Source organism: Candidatus Poribacteria bacterium, assembly GCA_021295715.1.
GTDB lineage: Bacteria > Poribacteria > WGA-4E > WGA-4E > WGA-3G > WGA-3G.
Genome location: JAGWBV010000006.1, coordinates 33,147 through 48,087, shown reverse-complemented (window position 1 = coordinate 48,087; position 14,941 = coordinate 33,147). Strand labels below are relative to the sequence as shown.

The 14,941-nt window shown below is 47.7% G+C and carries 14 protein-coding genes; 11 read left to right on the top strand and 3 right to left on the bottom strand.

The window, feature by feature from the left end:
* The first annotated feature begins 132 nt into the window (after positions 1-132).
* The 8 genes from J4G07_03295 to J4G07_03260 all read left to right on the top strand — a co-directional run bounded on the left by J4G07_03295 (position 133) and on the right by J4G07_03260 (position 8,063).
* Entirely contained in the window at positions 133-939 is an 807-nt protein-coding gene (locus J4G07_03295; GenBank protein MCE2413008.1) for an aldo/keto reductase, read from the top strand.
* A gap of 56 nt (positions 940-995) precedes the next feature.
* On the top strand, positions 996-2,270 hold the full coding sequence (locus tag J4G07_03290) for an MFS transporter (protein MCE2413007.1): 1,275 nt from the start codon (positions 996-998) through the stop codon (positions 2,268-2,270).
* A 104-nt stretch (positions 2,271-2,374) separates the two neighbouring features.
* Positions 2,375-3,514 carry a phosphotransferase gene (locus J4G07_03285; protein MCE2413006.1) on the top strand — a complete coding sequence of 380 codons (1,140 nt, stop codon included), beginning with the start codon at positions 2,375-2,377 and terminating at the stop codon, positions 3,512-3,514.
* A gap of 102 nt (positions 3,515-3,616) precedes the next feature.
* Complete coding sequence (locus J4G07_03280; protein MCE2413005.1) at positions 3,617-5,008, top strand: hypothetical protein; 1,392 nt, start codon at positions 3,617-3,619, stop codon at positions 5,006-5,008.
* A gap of 83 nt (positions 5,009-5,091) precedes the next feature.
* A complete protein-coding gene (locus J4G07_03275; GenBank protein ID MCE2413004.1) occupies positions 5,092-5,511 on the top strand; it encodes a cupin domain-containing protein in 420 nt (139 codons plus the stop codon).
* An 81-nt stretch (positions 5,512-5,592) separates the two neighbouring features.
* Positions 5,593-6,102 (top strand): DUF2007 domain-containing protein, encoded by a 510-nt coding sequence (locus J4G07_03270; GenBank protein MCE2413003.1) that lies wholly within the window; start codon positions 5,593-5,595, stop codon positions 6,100-6,102.
* A gap of 236 nt (positions 6,103-6,338) precedes the next feature.
* Positions 6,339-7,625 carry an AAA family ATPase gene (locus J4G07_03265; protein MCE2413002.1) on the top strand — a complete coding sequence of 429 codons (1,287 nt, stop codon included), beginning with the start codon at positions 6,339-6,341 and terminating at the stop codon, positions 7,623-7,625.
* 3 nt (positions 7,626-7,628) lie between these two features.
* Entirely contained in the window at positions 7,629-8,063 is a 435-nt protein-coding gene (locus J4G07_03260) for a hypothetical protein (protein ID MCE2413001.1), read from the top strand.
* Between the two features lie 46 nt (positions 8,064-8,109).
* Here the strand turns inward: J4G07_03260 and J4G07_03255 are convergent, their stop codons facing one another.
* Together J4G07_03255 and J4G07_03250 are read right to left on the bottom strand one after the other, a co-directional pair.
* Complete coding sequence (locus J4G07_03255) at positions 8,110-8,490, bottom strand: HIT domain-containing protein (protein MCE2413000.1); 381 nt, start codon at positions 8,488-8,490, stop codon at positions 8,110-8,112.
* Between the two features lie 200 nt (positions 8,491-8,690).
* A complete protein-coding gene (locus J4G07_03250; GenBank protein MCE2412999.1) occupies positions 8,691-10,364 on the bottom strand; it encodes a thiamine pyrophosphate-binding protein in 1,674 nt (557 codons plus the stop codon).
* 257 nt (positions 10,365-10,621) lie between these two features.
* On the opposite strand from J4G07_03250, the gene J4G07_03245 reads away from it, so the two are divergent.
* The 3 genes from J4G07_03245 to J4G07_03235 all read left to right on the top strand — a co-directional run bounded on the left by J4G07_03245 (position 10,622) and on the right by J4G07_03235 (position 14,623).
* Entirely contained in the window at positions 10,622-11,467 is an 846-nt protein-coding gene (locus J4G07_03245) for a LamG domain-containing protein (protein MCE2412998.1), read from the top strand.
* Positions 11,468-11,698: 231 nt separating this feature from the next.
* The gene (locus J4G07_03240) at positions 11,699-12,484 is read left to right on the top strand and encodes a phytanoyl-CoA dioxygenase family protein (GenBank protein MCE2412997.1); all 786 of its coding nucleotides are present in this window, start codon (positions 11,699-11,701) and stop codon (positions 12,482-12,484) included.
* A gap of 9 nt (positions 12,485-12,493) precedes the next feature.
* The gene (locus J4G07_03235; GenBank protein MCE2412996.1) at positions 12,494-14,623 is read left to right on the top strand and encodes a hypothetical protein; all 2,130 of its coding nucleotides are present in this window, start codon (positions 12,494-12,496) and stop codon (positions 14,621-14,623) included.
* 138 nt (positions 14,624-14,761) lie between these two features.
* Here the strand turns inward: J4G07_03235 and J4G07_03230 are convergent, their stop codons facing one another.
* Positions 14,762-14,923 carry a hypothetical protein gene (locus J4G07_03230; GenBank protein ID MCE2412995.1) on the bottom strand — a complete coding sequence of 54 codons (162 nt, stop codon included), beginning with the start codon at positions 14,921-14,923 and terminating at the stop codon, positions 14,762-14,764.
* Between the last annotated feature and the right edge of the window lie 18 nt (positions 14,924-14,941).

The window sequence follows — 14,941 nt, the reverse complement described above, 5'->3', positions numbered from 1 at the left end:
AATCAGCAATCAGCAAAGAGGTGTTCTTAAGCAATAATCTCTTCTACTGACTGCTGAAAGGATTTTTGAAAAAATCTGGGGAAACACCCAAGCAAAAACCCCTGACTGCTGATAGCCATAGAGGTGAACATCATGGCTTATGAGATTCCGAAAACAGTCTTAGGTCGCACGGGATTGACGGTTACCCGACTCGGTATCGGTGGCGCGTATTGCGAATCCGCTGACGGTTACCGCAAGGCAATTGATGCCGGTGTCAATTATATGGATACGGCGCGTGCATACAGAGATGGTGAGGACGAAAAAGTTGTCGGAGCCGCCATAAAAGGGCAACGCGATCGGTTGATTATTGCGACGAAAACCGCTCAGCGCGATGCAAAAGGGGCACGGGCAGAACTCGAAACGTCGTTACGGCAGCTTGGTGTTGATTACATCGACATCTACCAACTGCATCACCTGAACACGAAAGCAGAACGCGACCAAGCCTTGGCACCCGGAGGCGCATTGGAGATGGCGCAAAAGGCACGAGATGAAGGACTCATCCGCTTCATCGGCGTTACTGGACACGATTGGGTCCAAATACAACATGCCGTTGACACAGGATTTTTCGATACCGTCCTCTGTTGGTACAATTGTGCGATGAAAACGCCAGAAGATACCGTTTTCCGCGCTGCCGACAAACACAATACGGGTGTTGTTATCATGAATGCCTCGCGGAATGACAGGCTTTTTGGAGACTCAGACGCGCCATCTCCAGAACAATTCTATCGCTACGTGCTTAGCCACAAGAGCGTAAACCTAACGATTATGGGATTGAGAGATGTTGATCGATTCCAGCGGATCGCAGAAGCACTCTCCGAGCAAGAAACCTTAGCATCAGAGGCGCGAATAGATATGGAAAAATACGGAGCGCAGCGGTTCGAAGAAGGCGCACTGACTTAACGCCAATACTGAAATGAGGAAACGAGTGAACTTGGTAACAACGGATAGGACTTTCAATGGATAAAAGCACATCAGAGCAGACGAACGTCCGTTTGGAAGAATCCTATCCGTCCGAAAAACGCAATTTAATTGTATTCGCTCTGAACCAGATTTTGATGCGTCTCGGTTGGATGTTCAAAGCCGAGTCTGTGGTCATCCCCGCGTTTATTGATATCTATACCTCATCCGGAACTATCCGAGGATTGCTACCGCTCATTCTACGCATCGGGCAGAGCCTACCCCAGTTTCTCGTCGCACAACGCGTCGCGCGGATGCCCAAAAAACAAGGATTCTTTATTCTCACAGGATTCGGTTTTACTGTTCCCTGGTGTGTGTTGTCCCTGATATTAGGTTTAACAAGTTGGTCCGCAAACGTCATAATTGCTGTTTTTCTTCTGCTATGTACCGTGCACTGGCTCATGGTCGGTTGCAATCATCTGGCTAACGGAACGTTGCAAGGGAAACTCATCAGCCCCGAAAAACGCGGCAGACTCCTCGCCTATTCCAACGTCATTGGTTGTTCACTTTCGATCGGACTTGCCGTTTACCTTATGCCGCGTTGGCTTTCGGGGAGTCCCTCACACTATGCAGTGATCTTTGGGGCAACGGGTGTCGCCTTCGCTATTGCCGCTTTTATCAGTTTTGGGTTTAAGGAACTTCCTTCACAACCAGAAGGCACAGCTCCTTTTTTCAGATTTCTTGGCGATGCGCTCCTATCGTTGCGGTATGACAGAAATTTTCGGCGATTTGCAATCGTTATCCTGTTGTTTTACTCCATCTGGCCCCTTTTTCCACACTACGCAGTTTTCGGTAAGCGGACATTAGGACTCGCATCTTCTGGCTTCGTTACATTGATAGTGGCACAAAATGCCTCTAATGCTGTCGGTGCCGGTATCATGGGCAACATCGCGGACAGATCAGGTAACCGATTTGTGTTGCGGTTGCTGATATTAATCAGCGCGTTTACACCATTACTGGCAGTCGTCATCAGTCGAATGCCTTCCGGGGTACAGTTTTACTGGATTATCTTTGCCCTTATCGGGTTTACACCGGTATCCGCTCGCATCGTCACAAACTACACCCTTGAGATTGCACCACAGGAAAAGCATCCGCAGTATCTCGGTGTGATGAGTCTTTTCCAAGCAATTCCGTTGTTCGTTTCTCCTTTGGTCGGAACGTTAATCGAGCGATTCGCTTTTGAACCCGTATTTATCGGGTGTGGTGTCCTCGTGTTATTAGGGTTTTTGCTAACCTTCCAATTGGCTGAACCCCGATTTGATCAGAAGTCCTGAAAATCGGTATTCTATACTTCTTCTGTAGGAGGGGGAAACACCCAAGCAAAAACACCCCGATTCCCGACTCTTCGCTCTAAAATTAGCACAGGAGGTATACCACCATGGCGGAGAAAATGTCGTGCCCATTTTGTCAGACACAAGTTGAATACGCTATCGAAAATTCTCCTGAGTGGTACCGAGATCCCTCCCTACCCGTCCACCGAATCGATTGTCATGATAAATGTAGACAATACTGGCTTGAAGCAATTTCTGACCCGCACCCACATATTGATCCCAGTATCCTCGGTTTCTTAGATTCACTTGATGATGAACAACGCACCTTTATATCCGAATCGACACGACATGCGTGTGACAATGGCATTTTGATAGTTTATAACGATAAGATTTTACAATATCTTACCACCGATTGGCGTTATGCAAAAGCCGCTGTTATGTTATATGATTTGGACAACGTTTCATTCCGAATTAGTGGTATCGGATTTGATACTGCGAATATGTTATTTTTCGTAGATACGGAGGACGTTCGTTTCACATTGAGAATCCATCGAGCCGGGACCTCTATCCATAGAATTCGATCTAAAATCTATTGGTTAAAGGCTTTGTGGAACAAGGGGCACATCAAGACGCTTTTCCCTGTGTCTGGACGAGACGGGGAAATGATTCAAGGTATCTCTCCAAACGACTTACCTATACGCTATACGACGCTATACGATTGGATTCCCGGTGAAACACTTCACGCTCTCTCTACCGCAGAAAAAACGCCAGAACTCATTCGGAGTCTTGGGACCGTGGTGGGTCGCATGCACTCTGTGTCCCAGACATTGGAGTTACCACACTGGTTTATCCGTCCCCGATACGACATGGATTGGGTTACCTCGAAAATTGAAAAGGCTCTTAGAAATGATTACATAGACGCTTCGCCAGAGGAGCGCACAAAACTTTCCTCGCTTTCTTCGCGCTTCTCACGGTTTGTCGCAGAACAGGGGGAAGGTCGGGATGTTTTTGGGTTGATTCACTCGGATCTGGAACCCCATAATATCATTGTCTCTGACGGGCAGCCCTGCCCAATTGATGTCATCCAGTTTGGGTTCGGTTATTATCTCTCAGATATTCAGAGGATTTCACGCCATTTTAGCGAGGATGAACAGACGATTTTCTTTGAGGGGTATCGGGAAATCCGATCGCTCCCGACGGGTTACCGTCAACACTTGGCTCTATTTGAAGAGTTGCACATGCTGTAATCGAGCGGGTAAATCCTCTAAAACCCACAAAAAATTGACCTGCCCTTACATTTCTGGTAACATATTCCCACGAAAGATACGAAATTTCTAAGGAGCCTCCACATGGAACCTCGCTATCTGTTCCTCGACCTACACCACGTCACCCGAATCGAAAGACTTTACCGTCGGATGCACCAACCCCAACGGCATCCCAATAACCCGATTTTGCGTGGTGAACATCCGTGGGAGAGCGTCGCATCCCTCTACGGCACAGTCCTCTACGATCCAGAGAATTCGATCTTCAAGATGTGGTATCTCACAGGACCTTACGTCGATGGAATGGTGAAAATCCGTCAGCGGAACGCCCTTGGCAATGTAACGCTCCTCGGCTATGCGACCTCAACCGATGGTGTGCATTGGGAGAAACCGATCCTAAACCAAGTCGATTTTGAAGGAAGCACCGAGAACAATCTGGTTGACGTTGGACGAACAAACTGCGAGGGCATGGCTGTCATCTACGACGAACACGAAACAGATCCCGCCCGTCGTTACAAAGGCTTTTATTGGGAACACGGTGGGATTGATACTTTCATTCAACACGAGGGAAGGACGATCTGGGGTCGTGGGGACGGAGACGGTATGTGGATGTCTTTTTCGCCGGACGGCGTTCACTGGACGAACTGCGAGACCAATCCCGTTATCCCGCTTGATAGCGATACCACCCAGTCCCTGGTGTGGGACCCAAAAATACAGAAATACGTTGTCTTTGGACGATTCGGAGCGGGTGGACGGAAGACTGCTCGCGCTGAGAGTCCCAACGCGATTCACTTCAGCGAACCGAAACGGGTGTTTGAATGTGACGAGGTTGATGAAGAAGGCACACAGATTTACGGTATGCCCATTGATATCTATGAAGGTATCTATCTCGGTATGATTTGGGTCTATCGCGAAGGGGTGGATGGCACGATTGACACCTCGCTCGCGATGAGTCGTGATGGAATCAACTATCAGCGCGTCTTGGATCGCCAGACGTTCCTCTCGCTTGGACAGGCGGGCAGTTGGGAAGACGGAATGGTGAGAATCACCCAGAATTTCATCACACGCGACGATCAAATCTATTTCTATTACGGGGGCGTGAACGGACCGCACACCGGCAGGAAATTCAAGCAGGTCGAACGTAAGCACACATCCATGCTCGGCTTGGCAACGTTAAGGCGTGATGGGTTCGTTTCACTCGATGCAGATGAAAATGAAGGGTACATGTTGACGAAACCGTTAACGCTCAATGGTGGAGAATTACACCTCAATGTTAATGCGAGTCAAGGTTATGTTATCGTCTCGGTCACGGATGATACAGGGACACCTCTGGAGGATTATACCTCCCAGCGAGTTGTCGGAGATCAGGTGGATACAGAAGTTAAATTTGACCGTTCACTGGAAGCACTCAACGGCAAAGAGGTCCGACTCCAGTTTCAAATCAGGAATGCAAGCCTGTATTCCTATTGGTTTGCCTAAATAACGTGAGTTCGATTAAAAGTAGTACGTAACAGGGGCTTGTAGCGTAAACTGTTAGTTTGCGCTATACCACAAGGAGAAAAATGAAGCATATCTATCACAAAGAGGATGCCGAAGTCGTCCGAATTGAAGACGAGGCTCCGCGCACATTGTACACGCTCATTGAGCCGAATACCGTTGGCACTGAACACTTCTCGATGGGATTGGAAGAAATTGACCCGCACAGTGAAATTCCGCTCCACTCCCACAGCGAATCCGAAGAAATTATTTTCGTCTATGGTGGACAAGGAAAAGCGTTTGTCGGTGATGAAGTCGCCGATTTGAAACCCGGTACCGTCATCTATCTTCCACCGAATGTTGAACACCGATTTGTCAACACGGGTGATGAACCGCTCTGGATCACATGGACGCTCTCACCGCCCGGTTTTGAGAAACAGATTCGACGGATCGCAGATGGTTCCGCTGGCATGGAGGTTTTTAGCGAATCCAAAGACGCTTCCTAACCTCTTTTACAGCGATATTTGGGAACAAGAATTGTTTATGTTAGAATTTACCAGTTAGGCAATATACTTGGAGGTAGAGTGATGGCTGAAAAATTAGTCACATTGGCGACTTTTGACATGCCCTTTGAAGCGCACCTGGCGAAGGGGCTACTTGAAACCAACGACGTGTCCAGTTTCCTCGCAGACGAATTTACCGTCGGGGTCGCGTGGCACCTGAGCAACGCGTTAGGCGGTATTAAATTGCAAGTCGCTGAAACCGATGCTGAACGCGCCATCCCCCTTCTTAAAGGACGCGAACGAGCGGTTGCGGTGCCTGACGCAGAAGGCGGGTCCCCCGATGCTGCGAAGATTGAAGGAGGTCCGGTGGAAATACCTTTATCAATCAGCGAGACGACGGCGAATCGTGCATTGCATGCTGCGCTACTCGGCTTATTTTTTGTCCCACTTCAGCTCTATTCCCTCTGGTTGATCGGACGCTTGTTCTTTTTAAAGCAAAAAATCGGGAGACAGGAGTGGAAGAAAATTTGGGTTGCAGGCATACTTGACTTAATGGTTTTGGGAACCACTGTTTTACTTTTTTTCTTTTCCTGAGTCCACGGGAACCTCTAAGGATATCAGAACCATTTATGGTGAATCCTGAAAATAAGTTTATATTTCAATAGAAGCGAAGCCCTGCCACCGCTGCTGGACCTGAATGGCTCTGGGGAATGATGTGGTTTCTCTTGATATTTACCATTGGGTATGTTACGATAATGGACAGCACATATTGAGACAGTCGCAAATCAATATATCTCAAAATTAAAGAATAATATTCCGGAGATGACAATATGCGCATTACCCAATTCACAATGGAAGGGGTCCGCTGTTTCGCCGAGCGGCAGACGCTTGAGATTCGGCCCCTTACTTTTTTAGTCGGAGAGAACAGCACCGGTAAAACCACAGCATTGGGGTGTTTCCATGTCTTAGCAAATTATTTACGAGGTGATGGTGTAGATTTTAATTCATATCCTTATTCCATGGGAACCTTCAAGGATATTGTCAGAAATAGTAAGAAAAAAGAAAAAAACTTTAAGCTTGAGTTTACTTCTAAATACAATAATAAAGATATTGAAATAACAGTGGAGTTTGTTGAGAAGAAGGCAGGAATAGAACCTGTTGTTAATTCAATAATAATGAAACTTGTTGATGGTAAAATTATTGTTCGATCTGAGGAAGCAATGGGTAGGGAGTTGCGTTTAGATTCGTTTGATGAAGAACAGAATCGATATATAATAGCTTGTGATACTGATAGATTGAACGAGTATTCCGTTTACTTCTTTTTTCCTCCTTTCAGAGAGGAATCTGAACGTGAAATAATTTTCAAAAAATATTTTAAAGAAAAAATTAAAAAATTTGAAGGTAGCCCGTGGGATATCTTTCGAGACTTGTCAGTATTTAGTACATCTCCCATTCGTTCACGTCCTAAACGAACTTATGATCCGACGCGAGAATTTAACGATCCAGAAGGCAGTGATATTCCTATGTTGCTGATGCGAATAGAGGCAACACAGCAAAAGCAATGGGAGGCATTAAAAACCCAATTAGTCAAGTTTGGCAAGAGTTCTGGCTTGTTTCAGAATATAGAGATAAAGAATTTCGGTCGTTCCTTGGGAGGTCCATTCCAATTGAAATTCAAGGTGAGAGGGCCCAATGCTAATGTCGTCGATGTCGGTTACGGTGTGAGTCAAATTTTGCCAATTTTGGTTCAGGTTTTAAGTCCTAATGTTTCAAGACATGAGATGAGTTTTTCTTTATTACAGCAACCTGAAGTCCACTTGCATCCACGCGCGCAGGCGGAACTCTCCTCTTTATTAGTGAAATTGGCTAATAAAGATAACCGGTCATTCATTATTGAAACCCACAGTGACTATATGATTGACCGCGCCCGTATTGACATTATAAGAGGCAACCTCCGTCACGAAGATGTGTCGTTGATCTACTTTGAACCAAAGGGAAATATCGTCAAGGTGCATAATATTAGTTTTGATAAGATGGCCAATATGGTTGGAGTACCACCACATTACGGCGAATTTTTCTTGAAAGAATCTAAGCGACTCCTGGGGTTTAAGGATTAAGCGATGTGTATTATCGTCGATACGAACACTTTTCATAAATTCAAAAAGCCAGATGATGAAGATATGGAACCTGTGTGGACCTGGTTAGAGAAAAGAGATGGCAAAATCGCTTATTCTGATATAGAGAAATTGGAAGAGGAATGGGATAACGGAGGAATGCAGAATCTGAGAAATCGACTAAGGCAAAGAGGTAAACTCAAAATAGCGTCTCCTCGAGATGTGCAAGAAAAAGCCAATGAACTGAAAAACGAGATAGCATCAAACGACGAGCATATTATTGCCTTGGCTATAGTATCAGGAGTAAAAGTGCTTGTATCTTATCGCGAGGGCGACAGCGACTTGTTTACTGACTTTAAGAATCGTCAGTTAGTTGGCGGCAAAGTATATACACGAAAAGCACATGCGCGACGCATGCTCACTAAAGATACCTGCCCTTAACCTTAAAATACCTAACGAGATTCTGGCCATCAACAATGACGACTCGTTAGTTGTTATGTCGATTGGATTCTTGTTTAAGCCAGTAGCGAATTCCTTTACCCACATAAGGTTCGGACGCGTAGCGCGGAATAACATGCAAATGCGCGTGGAATACTGTTTGTCCAGCGACCGCACCGCAGTTCCAACCCAAATTGTAGCCCTGAGGGTTGTATTCGGTGTCAAGCAATGTTTTAACCTCCGTAAGAAGTGAAAATGTGGAAGTAATTTCTTCTGTGGTAAGATCAAACGTTGATTGCCGATGCGCTTTTGGCACGATGATCCCGGAGCCTTGCAGGATTGATTGTTTGAGATCGATAAAGAGACTCAAGTCGTTCTCAAGTAGAATTGCATTGTCATTGACTTTTGGTGGGCAGAAGGGGCAATTCACATATCCACCTCCTAACTAACATTTCTGTGGGACTGTTATGAGATAAGTGGGTTATGCGAGGGGCTTCAATTTGGGAATAGATCGAAACCATCTTCCTCGCACGACCACATGGAAACGACTTATTGGTAGGTGCGGTTTCCTGGGGGAAACACCCTATCAAAAACACCGCACCGGTCTAACACAACCATCGCAATTTGCTGTTACGAAGGCATCCACGTCCGTGGTGCAATCCCTTCCACATGCGTTTTCACATCAACAACCGCCGGTCTCCCCGAATCGAGTGCCTGATCCAACGCGCCAGCGAGTTCACTCGGTTTGTTGACGGTAATTCCTAAACACCCCATCGATTCTGCCATCTTCGCGAAGTCCGCCTCTGGGAACAGCCAGAGTTCATCAGAACCCGCTGTCCGTCCACCGTAAACCGACTCAACACCCCCCTGCTCTTGGTTCAGTGAGTGGTTATTGTTCACAACGATGACGGCATTAATCCCGGATTTCATCGCCGTGTCGAGTTCCGCGATATGATACCAGATACCGCCGTCGCCTGTGAAACAGATCACGGGTCTATCAGGTTGCGCGCACTTCGCACCCATCGCCGCGGGGAGTCCCCATCCCAACGAACCTGAGCAACGGATGAAACTCTGATCGGGATGTTTGAAATCGATCATCGTGCCCGTCCAGATGCCTGAATGCCCTGTGTCGGATACAAGGATCGCGTCTGACGGGAGATAGTCTGTCAGTTCACGGCAAAGTCGTTCGGGTAGCATTGGCAACCGTTCTGAGTTCACTTTATCGCTGACACTGTCTTTCCAGTTTTTCACTAATTCTTGGACGCGGCTAACCCATTCAGTCCGAGACGCAGCAACTTCTGACGCGTCAAGCATTCGGCGCAGTGTATTCCGCACATCTCCTTGCATCCCTAACTGAATTGGATAGTTCCGTCCGAGTTCATCTGGATTAATATCGAGTTGTATAACCGGTGTGCCTTGTGGCGGGATTTTGTATCCGTTGGTTACCTGTCCACCGGTATGGCTTCCAATGAAGAAGACAAGATCTGCCTCGCATACCGCTTGATTGGCACACGCTCGCGAGTATGAACCGGGAGTCCCGACCGCCAACGGATGGTCGCTCGGGAACATCGCCTTTGCATTCAGAGAAGTCGCGACCGGAATCGAGAGTTTCTCTGCCAATGCGACAAGTTCTGCGCGTGCGTCTGAAGCCGTTACACCACCCCCTGCGACAATGATCGGACGTTTCGCATCGGAGAGGAGGCTCAGGGCTTCCGTTACCTTTTCTGCTTCTGCTTCCGGTCGGAACGGCGGTAATTGGGTAAATGATTCTTCAATGATTACCTCAAATTCGCCGTCTCGGTCGATAACCGATGATCCCGCGATGCCTTCAAAATCGAGATGTGCAGGTCCGGGTGTTCCTGTCGTCGCCGCACGGAAGGCTTGACGTAGATAGAAAGGCAGTTGCTCCGGTGTCGCGACGTACGCGCTATATTTCGTAACAGCAGAAAACGGGTTGACGTGGTCTACCTCTTGATAGGCGTGCCGTTGTTGATTGATTTGGTTTTCTTTGCCGGTAATCGCAACCACCGGTGAGCAAGCGAGATAGGCATCTTGTAGCCCCGCGGCAAGGTTCACGGCACCGACCGATTGTGCCATACAGAGGCTCGGAGCACGATTCACACGGGCGTAAGCGTCAGCCATATACGCCGCTGCTTTCTCACCGTGCGTCTGAACCCGTTTGATTCCAAGACTTTCCATCTCCATTAAAGCCCGTGGTCCGATATACGGCATAAAAAAAACGTGAGTAATCCCATATCCGTGGACGGTATCAGCGATAAATTTAGCACCTGTCATTTTCGGCATAGTTCTTTCCTTTCCCTTTCACGTAACTTGCTATTAAAAGTCAACGTGGTTTGCAACACGATATGAGATTCATTCTATCAGTTTTCGGCATAACTTGCAAGCGTGGAATTAAAATCAGAATAAATTTGGTAGGAAATCGCCAGAGGTGCTATAATTGCTGCACCGATTTTGAAAGCATGTTTTGGAAGTCTCGAAACCACACCAGGAATTTTCCATAGTTGCGGAAATACACTCGCTTCCGCAAGGGAGAAAGCACTATGAAAGGGCTAACCTATTTCCTCATATCCACGTTACTTATCGTTATATTTTCTGCCAACGGATACACAGAGCCGGTAGTGACAGATGGACTCGTGAGTTATTGGACATTTGATCGGCAGGACATTACTGGTGGCACAGTCAAGGATGTCTGGGGTGAGAATGACGGCACGATCGTCGGTGCGCCAAAGATCGTCGGTGGACACGTCGGAGAAGCACTTGAATTCGACGGGAGCGACGATTATGTCAACCTGACGAACCTCGGCAATTTTGGGGAACAGGTCGCCACATCTACCTTTGAGGCGTGGGTTAAAACCGATTTCAAAAAGGATTGGACAACGCTTTTCAAGGTGCTCGATCAGGGATGCAATATGGCGTGGGCAATCGATGTCAACCGGAGTGCAAAAGCAGGATTCCCGCTTGCTGAGGACATCGTCCACTACTATGTCCGTCAGAAGTCGGCAGCGGGGTGCAACGCCATCGCTGTTGAGATTGAATTCGCACTGTCGGATGGTAAATGGCACCACATCGTCTTCGCAATTGTGGACGCGGGTAAGTCCGAGGTAGCCATTTATATGGACGGTGAACCACAGGAAGTTATTGAAGGTGATGTAAAGAAACTTGACACCTTTATTCCGTTTGTGGAGCCGGTCTATATCGGTGCAGCGAACAATCGCGGCAAGGTTGAACGATTTTTTCCCGGTATCATTGATGAAGTCCGCATTTACGATCGACCCCTCACAGCAGCCGAAGTAACCCGAAATTTTGAATCGAAAATCGGGTTATCCGTTCAAGTCGCTGAGAAGCTACCCATCGTCTGGGCGGCTCTCAAGACAATCTTAAAATGATGGACAAAACGTCTGTAGAATGCCGAAATCTGTTATAGTTCAGACGCACCTTGTCTCTCCACAAGGTAAATTGAAAACCCGTAGCCCATAACGTAGTGGAGGGGTGTTTTTGCTTGGGCATTTCTGCGTATTGCTTGGGTGTTTCTTCAGATATAAGCAACGCACCTAAAAGTCCAAACGTCCGTTGTTTCTCCGCAAGGTAAAATTAAAAATCTACAAGGTATAATTAATATGCTCACGCCTCGCGAAAAATGGTTCTTTGATCACCACGGATTCGTTATCCTCCCAAAAGTCGTGCCGCTTGAAGATGTTGAGCGAATGATTGACCTCGGCAATCAGTGGCACGACACGTCTTTAGATGAACTACCACCACCGCTTACCTCTACCTCCCGAACAGGTGATCATTCCCCGACGATTGCGCATTGGATTAATCACATCCAATACGGCGATCCCGTCTTCCAACGGCTTGTGCTGAATCGAGAGATTCTGCGAGTGGTTATTGCCCTCACGCGAGGTGCTCCGTGTCTCGTTGATTGTGCATTGACAAAGAATTACAAAACCTCCGATGACATCCATTTCCATGCCGCCGGTCAAGATTATAGTGTTGACACCTCAGGACCCCGTGCGGGTTTCCTCAACACTGCTGTTTCTTTGGTGGATGTGCCACCCGGAACAGGCTTCGTCTGTCTGCCCGGCAGCCATAAACGCAACTTTGATCCACCCGATGATCTCTCAATCTACGATGGACCCCCTACGGTTATCAACGTCTCTGTCAACGCTGGCGATTGTGTCGTTTTTACAGAAGCACTCTATCACGGCGGAAGACGCTGGACAGAATCCTATCCCCGATACACTATTTTTAACCGCTATATTGATAAGGCATCACACAATTCCCTTCCGATTGAGAGCCATAAACACCTGATTCCGGATGAAGTCTATGAATTGGAACAGCCCGCAATTCAGGGACAACGAAAACGGGTGGTAGAACGTATCATAAGTGAATTAGAAACAGGTTGAGGTGCTACAATGCAAAAACATCAAACTGCTGAACAGAAGTCGTATCCACTCGGTGAACCCGGACAGATAGCGACATACCAATATGAAAGCGAAAACCCGCTGTCGAACACCGTTGTGAAGACGTTGACTGTAGCGATCAGTTCCATTGAGGAAAAAGCGGGGATGCCGTCCCAGTGGATCTGTCTTCGGGCAACGAAGGTGTCCGGTGAAAAATTCGCTGTCTGGTTGCTCAGCGAAAGCGTTCCGTCTGGGGAGCTAAAAGTAGCCCGCACGACTACATCTCGCTACATCTTGCAGATCGGGGACGATACTCCCTTGGAATTCCAAGATAGGTTCACTGGAAAACCTGTCCTGCCCAGTCTCGGTGCATGGCAATATCTTTTCCCGAAACCTGCGGACAAAACGAAGCAAAATACTCTTTTCCCACAAACAGTAAAATACCTCGGACACATCTATCGACTTAGGCATATATCTAATTCAGTCGAGCCTGATGCACCTCCCGATACAGAACTCCTTTCGCTCCGTCCCGATGCCCTCATCGGACCACCCAGCAACACGAGACAAGTGGACGAAACGCGCCGCTACGACATGTCTGATTACGAGCTTAAACTGCTGACCGAAGCCGATTACGACGAGATGATTGCGGCGGGTATCAACTGTGTGCGCGTTGATACCGAACAGGTTGAATGGGTCAAAAATCGCAACATTTTTTATTGGGGAATCGACGCGGCGACGCTCGGCTATCCTGAGTGTTTATACCGAAGCAATTACCTCGGTCCTGCTCTTTTTATGGACGAACCCGCTGTTTGCACACGGGACCATGTGCTTCGCCCTAAGTTGGAAGCAGACGCTGACTTTCGGAAAGCAGTGACACCGCAACTCGCTTTTGAGGCTTTCAAAGACTACTTCCACACCGCCAAGTACGATGGTGCACCTACACGGTTATGCAAAGGCTTAGAAGCACACCCGGACGTAGATTTGGGTGATATGCAATTTCTTCAGGAAAATCTATATACGTGGGACACCATTATCAGTTCGGCAGGGTATCAACTCTCAGAGGGAAACACGGAATCTCCTGCTGCGATCGTCTTTGAGCCACCGGGTAGAGTTGGGACGATGCGAACGCTCCCTGAAATGAATATGACGTACGGTTGCCAGATCCCGATTGACAGCCCGAAAAATCTGGCAAGTATCCTCTACGGATTTCTGCGAGGTGCCGCCAGACAGGCCGATAAGGGGTGGGGCATGAGTATCTATGGACAGGTCCACCGTGCCGATGCCTTTTGGCTCCAGACACACGCTTACGACTTAGGGGCGCGGCATTTCCACTACTGGGACAACCACCAACTCGCCTGTGTGCCTTACAGTGAAGTCCTCGCACTCTCACGAAATTTAAGTGCCCACGTCGAGAGCCATCCGCATAGAAATCTTGATGCGTTACGCAAAGCAGCAGAAACGGTTATCCTCCTACCGCCCGGTTACAATCTCGGACATGTTGAGATGGGTAGGGGCAATCTTTGGGGAGTGGGGGAACTCAATTTGGAGAGGCGCAATAGAGAAAATATCAAATACCGAACCGTGATGCGCAACTTCTTTACCGAGATTGAAAGAGCCATTCGATTCGGTGTTGCCTTTGACCTTATCTGGGATTTGGAAGGACTCAAATTATCCGACTATCGAGAAGTCGTCCGTATTCGGGAGGACGGTCAGGTTGAAGTCCATGAAGGTGGTGAGGTGTCTCTGCACGAAGGCGCGAGGATACCAACCCGTCCAACAGGGAATCCGCCACACTTAACCGTTGATGTGTCTATGCCGCAAACCAACGCCGCACCCGAAGTCCGCGCCTGTGCTACCGTAACCAAAGGATCCGCCTCCGTTTACTACACACGGGGTGCAGACGAAAACGGTCTCTACAATAACGAGGTAGTGCTCTGGGAATTGTTCGGTCCAGCGGAGGAAGATTACCGCTTTCTGAACAGAGAACACTCCGAAATTCGCATCGATCAAACGGAATCGGTAGCCGAGGTGGAGATTCGTTTTGCTCTTAATCGCCTTGGGGATTACCGGCTCCGAGCCGCAACGGTTGACATGGCAGGACGCACAGCAGTCGCATGGAAAACTATTACTGTATCCCGGTGACGATGCCGAATCTCGCGAATTTTCATCAATAAAATAAATGGACACTTTCCTCCCCTCGGTAGGTGCGGTTTGTAACAGCACTGAGTCTCAAGTGCACACTTAATTGTGGGCTTTACTATAAAATCCGAGAAATAGGCATCATCTTCTTATAGAAGCGAGTGTTTGCTTAGGGTTTTTGGTTGGGTATTCCTCAATTGCCTGCCCTATGCTCGCGATGTTTTCCATAAAGGTAAGTGGTGATCCCAACTTCTTTTCAATTTTCCCAATTTGAATTGTTGAATTTTTTCCTAAATCTTGCATTTTATGCAACCTTTCTGC

Bases quoted from the DNA above. Each gene is read 5' to 3' on its own strand.
- J4G07_03290 (MCE2413007.1), top strand. From the start codon at position 996: ATGGATAAAAGCACATCAGAGCAGACGAACGTCCGTTTGGAAGAATCC.
- J4G07_03275 (MCE2413004.1), top strand. From the start codon at position 5,092: ATGAAGCATATCTATCACAAAGAGGATGCCGAAGTCGTCCGAATTGAA.
- J4G07_03270 (MCE2413003.1), top strand. From the start codon at position 5,593: ATGGCTGAAAAATTAGTCACATTGGCGACTTTTGACATGCCCTTTGAA.
- J4G07_03280 (MCE2413005.1), top strand. From the start codon at position 3,617: ATGGAACCTCGCTATCTGTTCCTCGACCTACACCACGTCACCCGAATC.
- J4G07_03240 (MCE2412997.1), top strand. From the start codon at position 11,699: ATGCTCACGCCTCGCGAAAAATGGTTCTTTGATCACCACGGATTCGTT.
- J4G07_03260 (MCE2413001.1), top strand. From the start codon at position 7,629: ATGTGTATTATCGTCGATACGAACACTTTTCATAAATTCAAAAAGCCA.
- J4G07_03230 (MCE2412995.1), bottom strand. From the start codon at position 14,923: ATGCAAGATTTAGGAAAAAATTCAACAATTCAAATTGGGAAAATTGAA.
- J4G07_03285 (MCE2413006.1), top strand. From the start codon at position 2,375: ATGGCGGAGAAAATGTCGTGCCCATTTTGTCAGACACAAGTTGAATAC.
- J4G07_03250 (MCE2412999.1), bottom strand. From the start codon at position 10,364: ATGCCGAAAATGACAGGTGCTAAATTTATCGCTGATACCGTCCACGGA.
- J4G07_03265 (MCE2413002.1), top strand. From the start codon at position 6,339: ATGCGCATTACCCAATTCACAATGGAAGGGGTCCGCTGTTTCGCCGAG.
- J4G07_03235 (MCE2412996.1), top strand. From the start codon at position 12,494: ATGCAAAAACATCAAACTGCTGAACAGAAGTCGTATCCACTCGGTGAA.
- J4G07_03295 (MCE2413008.1), top strand. From the start codon at position 133: ATGGCTTATGAGATTCCGAAAACAGTCTTAGGTCGCACGGGATTGACG.
- J4G07_03245 (MCE2412998.1), top strand. From the start codon at position 10,622: ATGAAAGGGCTAACCTATTTCCTCATATCCACGTTACTTATCGTTATA.